Here is a 14,953-nt window from a genome sequence, read left to right as displayed (position 1 = left end):
GTCTTCCATTATGATCCACGATGCAAGGAATAACAGTTATTAAGAAACTGGATTAAAATGCTGGATCTTTCACAATTACGCAGTTTTGTCGCTGTCGAGCAGATGGGCAGTTTTACGCTCGCCGCCGAAAGCCTCGGCCTTGGCCAGTCGACCGTCAGTCAGCACATCCAGCGGCTGGAGGCGGCACTCGGGCGCAAGCTCCTGGCGCGGGACACGCATAAGGTCATACTGACCGGCGATGGCGAGGCGCTACTGTCGCATGCGCGCAGCATGCTTTCGATCGAGGGGCAGGTGCAGTCGTTGTTTCGCAGCAACAGCCTGCGCGGCAGCCTGCGGCTCGGCGTGTCGGAAGATTTCGTCACCAGCCAGTTGCCGGCGGTGCTGGAGGATTTCGTTCGCTCGCACCCTTCCGTCGACCTGGAGCTGACGGTGGCGCTCTCCGGCGTGCTCTACGAGATGCAGGACAATGGCGAAATCGATCTGGTGCTTGCCAAGCGCCGGCTCGGCGATGCCCGCGGAAAGCTGGTCTATCGCGAGCCGCTCGTCTGGCTGGCGCGCGATCCGGAGCGTGTGCTGGCCTCCGGACCTTTGCCGCTGATCGCCTTTCCGCCGCCGAGCGTCACCCGGGCGATCGCCCTAGAAGCGCTGGCGCGAAATGGTGTGGCGTGGCGGATCGTCTGCACCTGCGGGAGTCTCAGCGGGTTGACCGCGGCTGCGCGGGCCGGGATGGGCGTGCTGGTGCAGCCGCGCAGCATGGCGCCTTCAGGGCTGAAGGAGATCGCCGCGTCAAAACTTCCGCTGCTGGAGGAAGTGGAATTCGTGCTGGTGCCGCGCAAGGGGGCGGACCAGGCGCTGGTCGCCGCCCTGTCGGACGATATCCTGCAGAAGGTGCGGCGGCTGAAGTCGGCGTGAGTGATTGCCGTAGTCAGGAAGCCAGGCACTTCAGGAAACCATCCACATCCGCTTCCGTCGTCGCGAAGCTGGTGACGAGCCGGATCAGGATTTCGTTTTTGGACACCAGTTCGGGCGCTGCCGCCGGCACCGGCCATTCGTAGAATTTAGCGCCTCTTTCCTCGGCGGTTTTTGCCGCATGTTTGCTGACCACGGCAAAGACTTCGTTGGAAGCGGTCGGCCAGGCAAGGCGGGCGGCGTTGCTGGCGCCGATGCCGGCGCGCATGCGGTCCGCCATGCCGTTTGCGTGGCGGGCAAGATCGAGCCAGAGGCCGTTTTCGAAATAGGCATCGAACTGGGCGGCGATGAAACGCGATTTGGAAAAGAGTTGGGCGGCGCGCTTGCGGATGAAGGGCATGTCGCGCGCCCGCTCCGGATCGAAAAAAACGATCGCCTCAGCACACCAGCAGCCGTTCTTGGTGCCGCCGAAGGACAGCATGTCGACGCCGCGTTTCCAGGTCATTTCGGCCGGTGTAGCACCAAGGGCGACCAGCGCGTTGGCGAAGCGGGCGCCGTCCATATGGAGCGGCAAGTTGCGCTTTCCGGCGATGGCGGCGATCTCGCCGATTTCCGGCAGGGAATAGACGGTGCCGATCTCGGTTGTCTGGGTGATGGTCACCGCGCTGGCGCGTCCGTGACGGAGGGCGTCCTCGGGAAAGTTTGCGATCTTCGCCGAAAGTTTCGCCGGATCGATCTTGCCGGCCTCGCCGTCGACGGCGACGAGGCGGGCGGAGCCGGAGAAGAACTCCGGCGCGCCGCATTCATCCTCGATCACATGCGCCTCGGAATGGCAGAAAGTAATGCCGCCAGGGCGTTGGACGCTTGCCAGCGACAGGGAATTGGCGGCCGTGCCGGTGGCGACGAAGAAGACGGAAACCTCGCGTTCGAAGATCTCGCAGAAGCGGGCCTCGACTTTTTTGTCAAGATCGCCGGCGCCATAGGCCGGGGCAAAACCAGCCGACTCCGCCAGCAGGCGTTCGGCAATGGATCTGTGGGCGCCGGCCCAATTGTCGGATGCAAAGAACATAGCGGAGACCGTGGGGAGTGAAACAGATTGGGAGGTTCGCAGCGGAGATTACGTCAATCCTTCACGGGATCAAGGCTATTGCCGATAATCCATCACGAAAAGCGAACGGCGCAATCAATAAATAAAATAAGCCGTGTTGACGTAATTTTATTTCGCGATTGCGACTTATTTGGTAATCTTCCTTCGCAAAATGACGATTTTCGACATGGCGCTCTTGCGAAGCCAAATGCTTTCTGGCATAGAGCAGATGAATTAGGACAGTGTTGCTGTCCTATTTTGGCACTTGCGGCCGAAGAGGCGCCAAAAGCCCTGGAACAGGCGGGCTTTCACGCTATAGTTCTTTCGAGCGCCAAGCCCCAGGACGGGTGGCGCGCGGAGGCGAATGGCAGGCGCGGAACGCGACGGTTTGCTTTCCTTATAAGCAGATGTCTGCGGCCGATCTTCACAATGCAACAGCGCTGTCATGCGCCGAACCTATCTTCGGGTTGCGGCGCGCGACGAAAAACCGCCCGCGGCCCCGCGGGCTTCGACAGGAGGAAAGATGATGACGAAGACGCCATCCATGGAATTTGACCGGTTCGCTGCTGCAGAGGTGCGCGCGACGGCCAATACGTCCAAATCCGCCTCCGGCCTGCCGAAGAAACAGGGCCTTTACGATCCCCGCAACGAACATGATGCCTGCGGTGTCGGCTTCGTCGCGCATATGAAGGGCGAGAAGTCGCACCAGATCGTCAAGGACGGCCTCTTCATTCTCGAGAACCTGACGCATCGCGGCGCCGTCGGCGCCGATCCGCTGATGGGCGACGGCGCCGGCATCCTGGTGCAGATCCCCGACCGTTTCTTCCGCGAAGAAATGGCCGCGCAGGGCATCACCCTGCCGCCGGCTGGCGAATATGGCGTCGGCCATATCTTCATGCCGCGCGATGAAAAGCAGATCGAGCACTTCAAGAAGGTGATCAAGGACGTCATTGAGGAGGAAGGCCAGGTCCTGATCGGCTTTCGTGACGTGCCGGTCGATAATTCCTCGCTGTCCAAGGCGCCGGCAATTGCCGCGACCGAGCCGCACCATGTGCAGGTCTTCATCGGCGCCGGCGAGGATGCCGAAAACAACGACGAGTTCGAGCGCCGGCTGTTCACGCTGCGCAAGGTGATCTCCAACCGCATCTATGACGAATTCGATGGCGAGGAGAGCAATTTCTATCCGGTGTCGCTGTCGTCGGCGACGGTGGTCTACAAGGGTATGTTCCTGGCCTATCAGGTTGGCGCCTATTATAAGGACTTGGCGGACCCGCGTTTCGAAAGCGCGGTCGCGCTGGTGCATCAGCGTTTCTCGACCAACACCTTCCCGTCGTGGAAGCTCGCCCATCCCTACCGCATGGTCGCCCATAACGGCGAAATCAACACGCTGCGCGGCAACGTCAACTGGATGGCGGCGCGCCAGGCCTCGGTCTCCTCGCCGCTGTTCGGCGAAGACATCTCCAAGCTCTGGCCGATTTCCTATGAGGGACAGTCGGACACCGCCTGCTTCGACAATGCGCTCGAATTCCTAGTGCGCGGCGGCTATTCGATGGCGCATGCCGTCATGATGCTGATCCCGGAGGCCTGGGCCGGCAACCAGTCGATGGCTCCGGAACGCAAGGCCTTCTACGAATATCACGCCGCCCTGATGGAGCCCTGGGACGGGCCGGCTGCCGTTGCCTTCACCGACGGCAAGCAGATCGGCGCGACGCTCGACCGCAACGGCCTGCGGCCGGCGCGATACCTCGTGACCGACGACGACCGCGTCATCATGGCGTCCGAAGCCGGCGTGCTGCCGGTTCCGGAGGAGAGGATCATCCAGAAGTGGCGTCTGCAGCCGGGCAAGATGCTGCTGATCGACATGGAAGAAGGCCGTATCATCTCCGACGACGAGGTGAAGTCGAAGCTTGCGACGGCGCATCCCTATCGCAGCTGGCTCGGCCGCACCCAGCTGATCCTCGAAGAGCTGAAGCCGGTGGAGCCGCGGGCGCTGCGCCGCGACGTGTCGCTGCTCGACCGCCAGCAGGCCTTCGGCTACACGCTCGAAGACACCCGCATCCTGATGTCGCCGATGGCGACGACGGGCCAGGAGGCGATCGGCTCGATGGGCACGGACACGCCGATCTCGGCGATGTCGGAAAAGCCGAAGCTGCTTTACACCTATTTTAAACAGAACTTCGCCCAGGTGACGAACCCGCCGATCGATCCGATCCGCGAAGAGCTGGTCATGAGCCTGGTCTCCTTCATCGGCCCGCGCCCGAACATCCTCGACCACGAAGGCATGGCGAACGCCAAGCGCCTCGAAGTGCGCCAGCCGATCCTGACCAACGGCGATCTCGAAAAGATCCGCTCGATCGGCCATACGGAGGACCGCTTCGACACCAAGACGCTCGATTTCACCTATGATATCGAGCGGGGTGCTGCCGGCATGCCCGAAATGCTCGACCGGCTCTGCGAGCGCGCGGAAGCGGCCGTCAAGGGCGGCTACAACATCATCGTGCTCTCCGACCGCCAGATCGGGCCTGATCGAATCGCCATTCCGGCGCTGCTGGCGACAGCCGCCGTGCACCATCACCTGATCCGCAAGGGGCTTCGCACCTCGGTCGGTCTGGTCGTCGAGACCGGCGAACCGCGCGAGGTCCATCACTTCTGCTTGCTCGCCGGCTACGGCGCCGAGGCGATCAACCCCTATCTTGCCTTCGACACGCTGCTCGACATGCATGCCAAGGGCGAATTCCCCAAGGAAGTGGACGCCTCGGAAGTCGTCTACCGTTACATCAAGGCGGTCGGCAAAGGCATCCTCAAGGTCATGTCGAAAATGGGCATTTCGACCTATCAGTCCTATTGCGGCGCGCAGATCTTCGATGCGATCGGCCTGTCGTCGGAACTCGTCGACAAGTATTTCTTCGGCACCGCGACGATGATCGAAGGCATCGGCCTCGAGGCGATCGCCGAAGAGACCGTCGCGCGCCATAACGCGGCCTTCGGCACCGATCCGCTGCTGGCCACGACGCTCGATATCGGCGGCGAATATGCCTACCGCATGCGCGGCGAAAGCCATGCCTGGACGCCGGATGCGGTTGCCGCCCTGCAGCACGCCGTTCGCGGCAATGCCGAGGACCGCTACCGCGAATTCTCCGAGATGGTCAACGATTCGGCGCTGCGGATGAACACGATCCGCGGGCTGTTCAACATCAAGAGCGCCGAGGCGCTCGGCCGCAAGCCGGTGTCGATCGACGAGGTCGAGCCGGCGGCCGATATCGTCAGGCGGTTCTCGACCGGGGCGATGTCCTTCGGCTCGATCTCCCGCGAGGCGCATACGACGCTGGCGATCGCCATGAACAGGATCGGCGGCAAGTCGAACACCGGTGAGGGCGGCGAGGAATCCGACCGCTACATGCCGCTCTCCGATGGTTCGAGCAACCCGGAACGTTCGGCGATCAAGCAGATCGCGTCGGGCCGCTTCGGGGTCACGACCGAATATCTGGTCAATGCCGATGTGCTGCAAATCAAGGTGGCGCAGGGCGCCAAGCCCGGCGAGGGCGGCCAGCTGCCCGGTCACAAGGTCGATGCGACGGTCGCCAAGACCCGTCACTCGACGCCGGGTGTCGGCCTGATCTCGCCGCCGCCGCACCACGACATCTATTCGATCGAGGATCTGGCGCAGCTGATCTACGATCTGAAGAACGTCAACCCGACCTCCGATGTCTCGGTCAAGCTGGTCTCCGAAGTCGGCGTCGGCACGGTTGCCGCCGGCGTCGCCAAGGCGCGCGCCGACCATATCACGGTCGCCGGCTTCGACGGCGGCACCGGTGCGTCGCCGCTGACCTCGCTCAAGCATGCCGGCAGCCCGTGGGAAATCGGCCTTGCCGAAACCCAGCAGACGCTAGTGCTGAACGGCCTGCGGTCGCGTATTGCACTGCAGGTGGACGGCGGCCTGAAGACCGGCCGCGATGTCATCATCGGGGCGCTGCTCGGCGCCGACGAATTCGGCTTCGCCACCGCGCCGCTAATTGCGGCCGGCTGCATCATGATGCGCAAGTGCCATCTCAACACCTGTCCGGTCGGCGTGGCAACCCAGGATCCGGTGCTGCGCAAGCGCTTCAAGGGCACGCCGGAGCACGTCATCAACTACTTCTTCTTCGTTGCCAACGAAGTGCGCGAAATCCTCGCTTCGCTCGGGTTCACCCGGCTCGACGAGATCATCGGCGCCTCGGAGCTGCTGGAGAAGGACGAGATGCTGGCGCATTGGAAGGCCAAGGGGCTCGACTTCAGCCGCATATTCCACAAGGTCGATGCCGCCAAGGAAGAGACTTTCTGGACGAGCCGGCAGCAGCACCCGATCGACGATATTCTCGACCGCGCGCTGATTGCGCAGGCCGAGCCGGCGCTGACCGACAAGACGCCCGTCGCCTTCGAGGTCGACATCAAGAACGTCGACCGTTCGGCAGGCGCGATGCTGTCCGGCGAGGTCGCCAAGCGTTATCGCCACCGCGGGCTGAAGGAAGACACGATCAATGTCACGCTGCGCGGCACGGCGGGTCAGAGCTTCGGCGCCTTCCTGGCGCGCGGCGTCACCTTCAACCTGATCGGCGACGGCAACGACTATGTCGGCAAGGGACTTTCGGGCGGCAAGATCATCATCCGGCCGCCGGAAAATTCGCGGATCGTCGCCGAAAACTCGATCATCGTCGGTAACACCGTGCTTTATGGCGCAACCGAGGGCGAATGTTACTTCCGCGGCGTGGCGGGCGAACGGTTCGCCGTCCGCAACTCGGGAGCGATCGCCATCGTCGAGGGTGTCGGCGACCATGGCTGCGAATACATGACCGGCGGCGTCGTCGTCGTGCTCGGCGCCACCGGCCGCAACTTCGCGGCCGGCATGTCCGGCGGTGTCGCCTACGTGCTCGATGAAACCGGCGATTTCGCCAGCCGCTGCAACATGGCGATGGTCGAGCTCGAGCCGGTGCCGGAGGAGGACGACATGCTGGAGAAGCTGCATCATCACGGCGGGGATCTCATGCATAAGGGGCGTGTCGACGTCTCGGGCGACATGACCCGTCATGACGAGGAGCGCCTTTACCAGCTGATTTCCAACCATCTGCACTATACGGGCTCCACCCGCGCCAAGCAGATCCTCGATCACTGGGCCGACTACCGTCCGAAATTCCGCAAGGTCATGCCTGTGGAATACCGCCGTGCGCTTGAGGAAATGGAGCGCAGCCGGATGGGCATCGCCGCCGAGTGATTTGCACCGGGATATTCGCCACGGGCTGATTGCAGGTGGCGAATATCGGAAACGTCTCGATGATCCGTGACGATCATGCCGGCGGCCGATGGCCGTCGAGATCGCCCGGAAGTTTCAGGGGATATGTTCCAATGACGGTCAAGAGAAGCAACCCGCCCGGAATGCCGGGACTGACGACAGACAATTGGCCGCGGATGAGGCGGTCATGAGGGTAAGGGACGAAGAGATGGGTAAGGTAACAGGGTTTCTGGAAATCGACCGGCAGGTGGCGAAGTACCAGCCGGCGTCGGATCGTATCCGCCATTTCCGCGAATTCACGATCCCGATGTCGGATCCGGAAGTGCAGAAACAGGCCGCGCGCTGCATGGACTGTGGCATCCCCTACTGTCACGGCCCCACCGGTTGCCCTGTGCACAACCAGATCCCCGACTGGAACGACCTCGTCTACAACAACAACTGGGAAGCGGCGATCCAGAACCTGCATTCGACCAACAACTTCCCGGAGTTCACCGGCCGCGTCTGCCCGGCGCCTTGCGAGGAAGCCTGCACTTTGAATCTCGAAGATGCGCCGGTTGCCATCAAGACGGTCGAGCAGGCGATTGCCGACAAGGCTTATGAACTCGGTTTCATCCGGCCGCAGCCGGCCACCGTCCACACCGGCAAGAAGGTCGCGGTGATCGGCTCCGGTCCCGCCGGCATGGCGGCTGCCCAGCAGCTCGGCCGCGCCGGCCACGAGGTGCATGTCTATGAACGCGAGACGAAGCCGGGCGGCCTGCTGCGTTACGGCATTCCCGATTTCAAGATGGAGAAGAACTTCATCGATCGCCGCGTCGAGCAGATGAAGGGCGAGGGCGTCACCTTCCATTGCGGCGTCAATGTCGGCGTCGACGTCAAGGTCGAGCAGCTGCTCGCCGATCACGATGCCGTTCTCTATTGCGGCGGCTCCGAGACTCCGCGTGAAGCGGGCATTCCCGGCACGGACCTTGCCGGCGTGCATGACGCCATGCCCTATCTGGTGCAGCAGAACCGCCGCGTCGGGCGCGAGAACATCGACAGCGTCGGCTGGCCGTCGGACCCGATCCTTGCCGGGGCCAAGCATATCGTCGTCGTCGGCGGCGGCGACACGGCTTCGGACTGCGTCGGCACGGCGTTCCGCCAGGGAGCCGTCAAGGTCACTCAGCTCGACATCCGGCCGCAGCCGCCGGAGAAGGAAGACAAGCTCGCCGTCTGGCCCTTCTGGGCGACGAAGATGCGCACTTCCTCCTCGCAGGCCGAAGGCGCCGTGCGCGAGTTCCAGGTGGCGACGCTCGAATTCGTCGGCGAAGATGGGGTGCTGACCGGTGTCAAGTGCTGCGAGGTCGACGAGCGCCGGCGGCCGGTTCCGGGCACGGAATTCGTCATCCGCGCCGATCTCGCCTTCATCGCCATCGGTTTCCGCGGGCCGTTCACGACAAGCGTGCTGAAGGAACTCGAGGGAAAGCTGACGCTCAACACTGACAAGCGCGGCTCGACCAATGTCGTCGCCAACGACCGCGACTACAAGACATCGGTCGACAAGTTCTGGACGGCGGGCGATGTGCGCCGCGGCCAGTCGCTGGTGGTCTGGGCGATCCGCGAAGGCCGCCAGGCGGCGCGCGCCATCGACGAGGCATTGATGGGTTCGAGCGTTCTGCCGAACTGACCGCTGGCCGCACAAAACTCCCGAGACAAAGCTCCGCCTTTCCGGCGGAGTTTTTTATTGGGGGGATGCGCTGGTGCGACCGCCGCTGGTGCGAACGCTTGACGCGGAGGCATCCGCCGCAAGCTTCAAGCAATGCCGGGACGCGAGATTTTCCAGCGGACGCCGAGCTCAGGAGGAGCCGGCGGCGACCGACGCCGCACAGGCATTTCACCAGGATTTTTCACATGGTTTCCGCAGTTGACAGCACCCGGCTGGTCTCGGCCCAATATGCCCTGAAAAACCTTCGCAGCTCCGACGACGACAGTTCGCAGGATAGGCAGAGTTCGTCGGTCGCCAGTATCCTGAGCGCCTACGGGCTCGATTCGAGTTCCGCTTCGCTGCTTTCCAATCGGGCACTGTCCGGGCTGCTCGACACGCTTTCATCCCAGAGCGATACATCAGATCGGACTGACGCGACGGAAGACGGCGCCGACGTGACCAGCGCTTCCTTCATGTCGATGCTGAAAGAGCAGTTGCAGGATGCGGCTGCGGCCGAAGGCGAGAGCGGCAAGGCCCATGACATGCTGGCCGCGCTGGAGGCCGGCACGCTGACCATCACCGATCCGACGCAGGGTGTATCGATTACCGCCTGGGACGTCGACGATCCCGACGAGGCCGATACTGAAAGCAAAGCCGGCAAGGCGATCGATGTCAGCGGCTGGAGCGATTTTCTCGGTGCGCATCTGGAGCGCGGCGCCGATGGCGCTTTCGTCAAGGAAAACGGCAGCTATGTCGATCAGACGACCGACAGCAACGCCTTCTTCGGCCTGATCGGCTCGAACTATTATTATCTGAGCTGGCCGCAGGCGGCGTCGACGTAAACGGAACGAAGAGGAAGGCTGCCGCGCGGACTTTTTATTTGACCGAGACTTCGGCTGGCGTCTTTGCCGCAGGCAGGCGGTAATCATCGACGCGGCCGGGCGGCGCCGGCGTCATTTCGCCCTGCTCGACCAGGCGGTCGCGGGGCGATCGCGTCAAAGCCGTTGGCGGAGGCCTGGCGCCGAGAAGCTCGGCGCCGCCGTCGAGATTAGGGTCGGAGAGGCTGATCGGCACGGTATGTTCGACCGGATTGGTGGGAAGGCCGAGGCCGGGCAGATTGCTGGAGTCGAGGCGGATCAGATCCGGGCTTGCCTGGGTGCCGAGAAGGCGGCGCGCTGGTTTTTCCACATAAAAGGCAATCTTGCGCCGGCCGGCCTGTGTCAGGTTGATGCCATCGGAGGTGCGCAGACGCACCTGCTGACCGTTCACATCGGAGCCGGTGACGATGTAGTTGCCGTTTTCATCGACGAAACCATCCCAGATATCGACGAATTCGCCGCCGATGCTTTCGACCTGGTTGCGATAGAGCTGGTTCATCTGAACGGCATCGGCCGTCATCTGATCGGATTCGAAGGCGGGCAGGCCGACCCAGAGCAGCGGGATCTTGCGGTCGGTAACTTCTTTGCCGAAGGACAGGACGCGGCTTGTGTATTCGGAAAACCAGCCATCGGTGCGGAATTTTTCCTTGGCGGTATCGGTCATCATCTGCTGGCGGTCGTTGGCGCCGATCATGACGACGACCATTGCCGGCTTCAACTCGTCGATCATCTTCGGCAGCTGTTCCGGCCAGTCGTAATAATCGTCGCGGACGAGACCCGATGAGACATTGCCGCGGGCTTCGACGACGACGCCGGGCGAGGTTTCGAAGGCGGCGGTCAGACCGTCGCCGAGGCCGCTGGCGAGGAAATCGCCGACGATCAGGATTTTCTTGGCATCGCCGAGCTTCTGCACAACCGGCTCTTCCTGCACGGGCGGCCGCACCGGCGGCGCGGTGCGGGTATTGACCACCGCCTTCTGCGCCGGCGGGCGCTTGCGCTGCTGCTGCTGGCGCCTCGGCTGCGGGGCATCCGGGGCCTGCGGACCGTCATCGAGATAGCGCCGGCCTAGGAAGAAATCGAGGATCGACCGGCGTTGGTAGCGCTGCTGCTCCTGGGCCTCGGCGACACGCACCGGCGCAAGCGCGCCGATGCAGAGCGACGCCGCCGTCAAGGCGAGCATCAGCCAACGGACTGGGGTTCGATCAATTTTCTTCATCATGGGCAGTTCCGCATCTGCCGGCATTTTGCACGCAGGGCAGGCCAGCGTCCACTCCCGCTGTTATCTAGGTCACGATTCCGCCGCTTCTAGCGACGAAGGGCGTTCAGAAGCGGCAATGAGGGTTCGCCATCCGGTTGCATGCCGATGCGCTGCTGCACGGCTGAAATCGCCGCCTTCGACCCCGAGCCGAAATTGCCGTCGACCTCGCCATTGTAATAGCCGAGTGTCTTCAGACGGGTCTGCAGCTCGAATTTTTCGGTGATGTCGAGGGCGCCGTCCGGGCGCGGCCAGCGCTGCTGCATGCCGCCATAGCCGGCGATCTGGTCGGCCAGCAGGCCGACGGCAAGCGCGTAGCTGTCCGAGGCATTGTAGTTCTTGATGGTGAAAAAGTTGGCGGTCATCAGGAAGCCCGGGCCGTTCGGTCCGGCCGGCATTTTCAACATGGCCTTGGTGGCGCCTTCGCGGAAGGCCTTGCCGTTCGGACGGGTCAGGCCGAGCGCTGCCCATTGGGCGAGCGTATGGGTCTTGCCCACCTGTTTGGCGGCTGCGGCGGGAACGACAACCTCGTAGCCCCAGGTCTTGCCGGTATCCCAGCCGTTCTTCATCAGCAGATTGGCCGAGGTCGCCAGCGCATCGGGCACGGAGTTCCAGATGTCGCGATGGCCATTGCCGTCGGCATCGACGGCGTAAAGCAGGTAGCTTGTCGGAATGAACTGGGTGTGGCCCATGGCGCCCGCCCAGGAGCCGGTCATCTCGCGGGCCGGCACGTCGCCGTTCTGCAGGATCTTCAGCGCGGCGACCAGCTGCTTCTTGGCGAATTTGGCGCGGCTCGGATCGGCATAGGCAAGGGTTGCCAGCGCGCGCGGCACGTAGTGCAGCCGGTCGTCCTTGTCGAGGATCGCACCGTAGTTCGATTCCATCGACCAGATGGCGAGCAGAATGGTCTTGTCGACGCCGAATCGCTGTTCGATCGCAGCGAGCGTTCTGGCGTGCTTTGCGGCCATCTCACGGCCGATCTTGACCGTATACGGATTGACGCGGGAATCGACGTAGTCCCAGATCTTCGAAGTGAATTCAGGCTGGTAGGCCGCCTTTTCGAGCACGGTCGGATCGGGCTCGCTCACCCCAGAAAAGGCCTTTTGATAGGTTGCCTTACTGATGCCACTCTGAGCGGCTGTTTGGTAAAAATCCGCGATCCATTTCTGGAACCGGGAATCGGCTTTCGCGTTGTCGGGGACCAGTCCCACATGGGCGGCGACAATGAGGGCGAGAGCAAGACCACGAAGGGAGTATTTGTGATTCTGGGTCATCGACAGTCTTATCCGTCATCTTCAGTTTCTGGCGCAGCGGCGCATCATGTCCGCCCAGACCCGAGACTACAGGAACGGAGTCAACAAATTCTTTACCATGGCGATCCGCTGCGGTCACCATTTGCAAAACAGTAGCAATTCTATACTAGTTAAAGCTAAAAAGCTCCATTTCCAAAGCGATATGAATCGAAGCAGGAGGCCGGGTGTGGCTCAACACAACAAAGTTCGTAAAGCAGTATTTCCGGTTGCCGGGTTGGGAACGCGATTCCTCCCTGCAACCAAGGCTGTTCCGAAAGAAATGTTGACCGTCGTCGACAAGCCGATCATTCAATATGTCGTCGACGAGGCGATCGAGGCCGGGATCGAACATCTGGTTTTCGTCACCGGACGCAACAAGCACGTCATCGAAGATTATTTCGACATCCATTTCGAGCTGGAGCAGACGCTCAAGGAGCGCGCCAAGAAGGCTGAGATTACCCTTCTCGCCCAGCAATTGCCGAAGGCCGGCACGGTGAGCTTCACCCGCCAGCAGGAGCCGCTCGGCCTCGGCCACGCGGTCTGGTGCGCCCGCGAGATCGTCGGTGACGAGCCCTTCGCTCTGCTGCTGCCCGATATGATCATGAAGGGCGACAAGGGCTGCATGAAGGGCATGATCGACCTTTACGGCCAAAGCGGCGGCAATATCATCGCCGTCGAGGAATGCGCGCCCGATCAGGCGCATAAATACGGCATCGTCGGCGTCGGCGAGGCGATCGGCGAGGGCTTCCGAATCACCGGCATGGTGGAAAAGCCCGCCAAGGGAACGGCGCCTTCCAACTTCTTCATCAACGGCCGCTACATCCTGCAGCCGGAGATTTTCAAGATCCTCGAAACTCAGGAGCGCGGCGCCGGCAACGAGATCCAGCTCACCGACGGCATGCTGAAGCTGCTGAAGGAACAGGATTTTGCCGGGTATCACTTCCGCGGCACGACCTACGACTGCGGCGCCAAGGATGGCTTCATCCTGGCAAATGTCGCCTACGCCCTCGAACGCGCCGATATCCGCCCGACCGTCGAAGGCGGTTTCAAGGAATTGCTGGCCGGCCTGCGGTAAGGTTTGCTTCAGCGCATTGATGACAGAGCGCCGCGCGTCCCACCGGATGCGCGGCGCTTTAGTTTGTTGTTTTTATGCATGTCGCTATCGGGAACCGCTGCACACTTCCGGGCGACCTGCATTAGAACAGGATGATTTCAGGCCCGGTTGGCCTAAAATCTGAATCCTGTTCTAAATTAAAGAGTTAGAGCATGATGTCATGAGAAAACCGCTCACACTTTTCGGCATCATGCTCTAGAATTCGATCAGTTCGGCCGGCTGATCTCGTCCAGATACCAATCGATATAGCGCAGCTCGTTCTGCTCCATCGGCGCGATCGGTCCCGGCAAAAAATAATGCGAGAGAACGCCGCGCGACGTATGCTCGATGATGGCCTTGTCCTCGTCGGTCGTCACCGTCCAGAGCCACACGAGCTTGGCGAGATCATAGTCTCTGCCCTCCTCGGCTTCACTGTTGACGAGCCAGATCAGTTCCATCTCGCAAGCTGTCGGGCCCTTCGGAATGAAGCGATAGATCATACCGTGGTCAGGATAGCAGACGAGAAATGAGGTGCCACCGAGATGGACTGAGGTGACGCCGCCATCAAATTCCGTAAATCGGCCCATCAGCATGCTGAGCGGCGAGCCGTCTTGGCTGCCGGTCTTAACACCGTCGTAAAGCGCATAGCGGAACGCGTGGATGGCTTCTCTGCCCGTCGCGGATGTCTGCCAGTGATCGCCGGAACCGACCGCGATGCCGAGGGCGCATGTGCGTTCCTCCATCGCGGCGTTCAGCGCCTCGATCATGTGCAGCGGCTGTTCCAGCGCATGAGTCTGCGAATATTCGGGGTGCGCCGGGCCGCAATGGTAGCATTCCACATAGTTTTCCACCGCCAGCTTCCAGTTGGCGTCGACAGGATAGGTCTGCCGATGCGCTACCTTAGCCTGCCGCCAGCCATATTGGCCGCAGGTCGCATGGAGCAGATTTTCGACCTCGGAGAAATCGAGCGGGTCGTCTGCGAAGGAAATGAAGATCAAGCCTTCGACCACACGGACATGCAGCGTCTTCAGTCCATAATCCTCCCGCTTGAAATCTTTTGGCATCAGCCTTGCTGCCTTCAGGCTTCCGTCATTGCCATAGGTCCAGGCATGGTAGGGACAGACGAAAACACGGGCATTGCCCTTATCCCGGGTGCAGACCTCGGCGCCGCGATGGCGGCAGACATTGAGCAGCGCATGAATTGTTCCATCGGCATGTCGCGTGACGATCACCTGCTCCGAGGCCATGCGAAACACTTCGAAGTCATTCGGCTTCGGAACAACGCTCTCATGCGCGAGGCAATGCCAATGGCGGCGGAACACGCGCTCCAGATCACGCTCATAAATGTCCGGATCCATGTAGAATGGCCGGGCAAGACCGTGGCCCGGCTTATGAGCCGCAATGAGCTGATCGATGCGGTCGACCGATGGCGCAGCCGGTGTTTGGGTTTCATGTGCTAGCATGGGAATGTCTCCGGAAATACCGATAGGTC

Annotated in this window: 9 protein-coding genes; 5 read left to right on the top strand and 4 right to left on the bottom strand. The window is 61.9% G+C overall.

What is annotated here, in order from left to right; translation table 11 throughout:
* The first annotated feature begins 57 nt into the window (after nucleotides 1–57).
* Nucleotides 58–912: a LysR substrate-binding domain-containing protein gene (locus AMK05_RS19240; RefSeq protein WP_064840704.1), complete on the top strand. Its 855-nt coding sequence runs from the start codon at nucleotides 58–60 to the stop codon at nucleotides 910–912.
* 13 nt (nucleotides 913–925) lie between these two features.
* Here the strand turns inward: AMK05_RS19240 and AMK05_RS19235 are convergent, their stop codons facing one another.
* Nucleotides 926–1,978 (bottom strand): threonine aldolase family protein, encoded by a 1,053-nt coding sequence (locus AMK05_RS19235; RefSeq protein ID WP_064840703.1) that lies wholly within the window; start codon nucleotides 1,976–1,978, stop codon nucleotides 926–928.
* A 541-nt stretch (nucleotides 1,979–2,519) separates the two neighbouring features.
* Between AMK05_RS19235 and gltB the strand changes: the two genes are divergently transcribed.
* The 3 genes from gltB (at nucleotide 2,520) to AMK05_RS19220 (ending at nucleotide 9,785) form a co-directional block, all read left to right on the top strand.
* A complete protein-coding gene (gltB, locus tag AMK05_RS19230) occupies nucleotides 2,520–7,244 on the top strand; it encodes a glutamate synthase large subunit (protein WP_171899805.1) in 4,725 nt (1,574 codons plus the stop codon).
* Nucleotides 7,245–7,470: 226 nt separating this feature from the next.
* Nucleotides 7,471–8,925, top strand: a complete 1,455-nt coding sequence (locus AMK05_RS19225) for a glutamate synthase subunit beta (RefSeq protein ID WP_049734704.1) — start codon at nucleotides 7,471–7,473, stop codon at nucleotides 8,923–8,925.
* Between the two features lie 224 nt (nucleotides 8,926–9,149).
* Entirely contained in the window at nucleotides 9,150–9,785 is a 636-nt protein-coding gene (locus AMK05_RS19220; RefSeq protein WP_064840702.1) for a hypothetical protein, read from the top strand.
* 34 nt (nucleotides 9,786–9,819) lie between these two features.
* On the opposite strand, the gene AMK05_RS19215 is transcribed toward AMK05_RS19220, so the two are convergent.
* Together AMK05_RS19215 and AMK05_RS19210 are read right to left on the bottom strand one after the other, a co-directional pair.
* Entirely contained in the window at nucleotides 9,820–11,064 is a 1,245-nt protein-coding gene (locus AMK05_RS19215) for an SGNH/GDSL hydrolase family protein (RefSeq protein WP_082935692.1), read from the bottom strand.
* A gap of 62 nt (nucleotides 11,065–11,126) precedes the next feature.
* Nucleotides 11,127–12,350, bottom strand: coding sequence for a lytic murein transglycosylase (locus AMK05_RS19210; RefSeq protein WP_064840700.1), 1,224 nt, complete (start codon nucleotides 12,348–12,350; stop codon nucleotides 11,127–11,129).
* A gap of 205 nt (nucleotides 12,351–12,555) precedes the next feature.
* On the opposite strand from AMK05_RS19210, the gene galU reads away from it, so the two are divergent.
* Nucleotides 12,556–13,443, top strand: coding sequence for a UTP--glucose-1-phosphate uridylyltransferase GalU (galU, locus tag AMK05_RS19205; protein WP_064840699.1), 888 nt, complete (start codon nucleotides 12,556–12,558; stop codon nucleotides 13,441–13,443).
* A gap of 245 nt (nucleotides 13,444–13,688) precedes the next feature.
* Here the strand turns inward: galU and AMK05_RS19200 are convergent, their stop codons facing one another.
* On the bottom strand, nucleotides 13,689–14,924 hold the full coding sequence (locus AMK05_RS19200) for an aromatic ring-hydroxylating oxygenase subunit alpha (protein WP_064840698.1): 1,236 nt from the start codon (nucleotides 14,922–14,924) through the stop codon (nucleotides 13,689–13,691).
* Nucleotides 14,925–14,953: the final 29 nt, after the last annotated feature.

The sequence above is a fragment of the Rhizobium sp. N324 genome (assembly GCF_001664485.1).
Classification (GTDB): Bacteria; Pseudomonadota; Alphaproteobacteria; order Rhizobiales; family Rhizobiaceae; genus Rhizobium.
This window is presented reverse-complemented; position numbering and strand designations above follow the sequence as displayed.

Excerpts from the sequence above, each read along its gene's own strand:
- AMK05_RS19200 (WP_064840698.1), bottom strand. The coding sequence starts at position 14,924 with ATGCTAGCACATGAAACCCAAACACCGGCTGCGCCATCGGTCGACCGC.
- AMK05_RS19210 (WP_064840700.1), bottom strand. The coding sequence starts at position 12,350 with ATGACCCAGAATCACAAATACTCCCTTCGTGGTCTTGCTCTCGCCCTC.
- AMK05_RS19240 (WP_064840704.1), top strand. The coding sequence starts at position 58 with ATGCTGGATCTTTCACAATTACGCAGTTTTGTCGCTGTCGAGCAGATG.
- AMK05_RS19235 (WP_064840703.1), bottom strand. The coding sequence starts at position 1,978 with ATGTTCTTTGCATCCGACAATTGGGCCGGCGCCCACAGATCCATTGCC.
- AMK05_RS19225 (WP_049734704.1), top strand. The coding sequence starts at position 7,471 with ATGGGTAAGGTAACAGGGTTTCTGGAAATCGACCGGCAGGTGGCGAAG.
- AMK05_RS19215 (WP_082935692.1), bottom strand. The coding sequence starts at position 11,064 with ATGCCGGCAGATGCGGAACTGCCCATGATGAAGAAAATTGATCGAACC.
- AMK05_RS19220 (WP_064840702.1), top strand. The coding sequence starts at position 9,150 with ATGGTTTCCGCAGTTGACAGCACCCGGCTGGTCTCGGCCCAATATGCC.
- gltB (WP_171899805.1), top strand. The coding sequence starts at position 2,520 with ATGATGACGAAGACGCCATCCATGGAATTTGACCGGTTCGCTGCTGCA.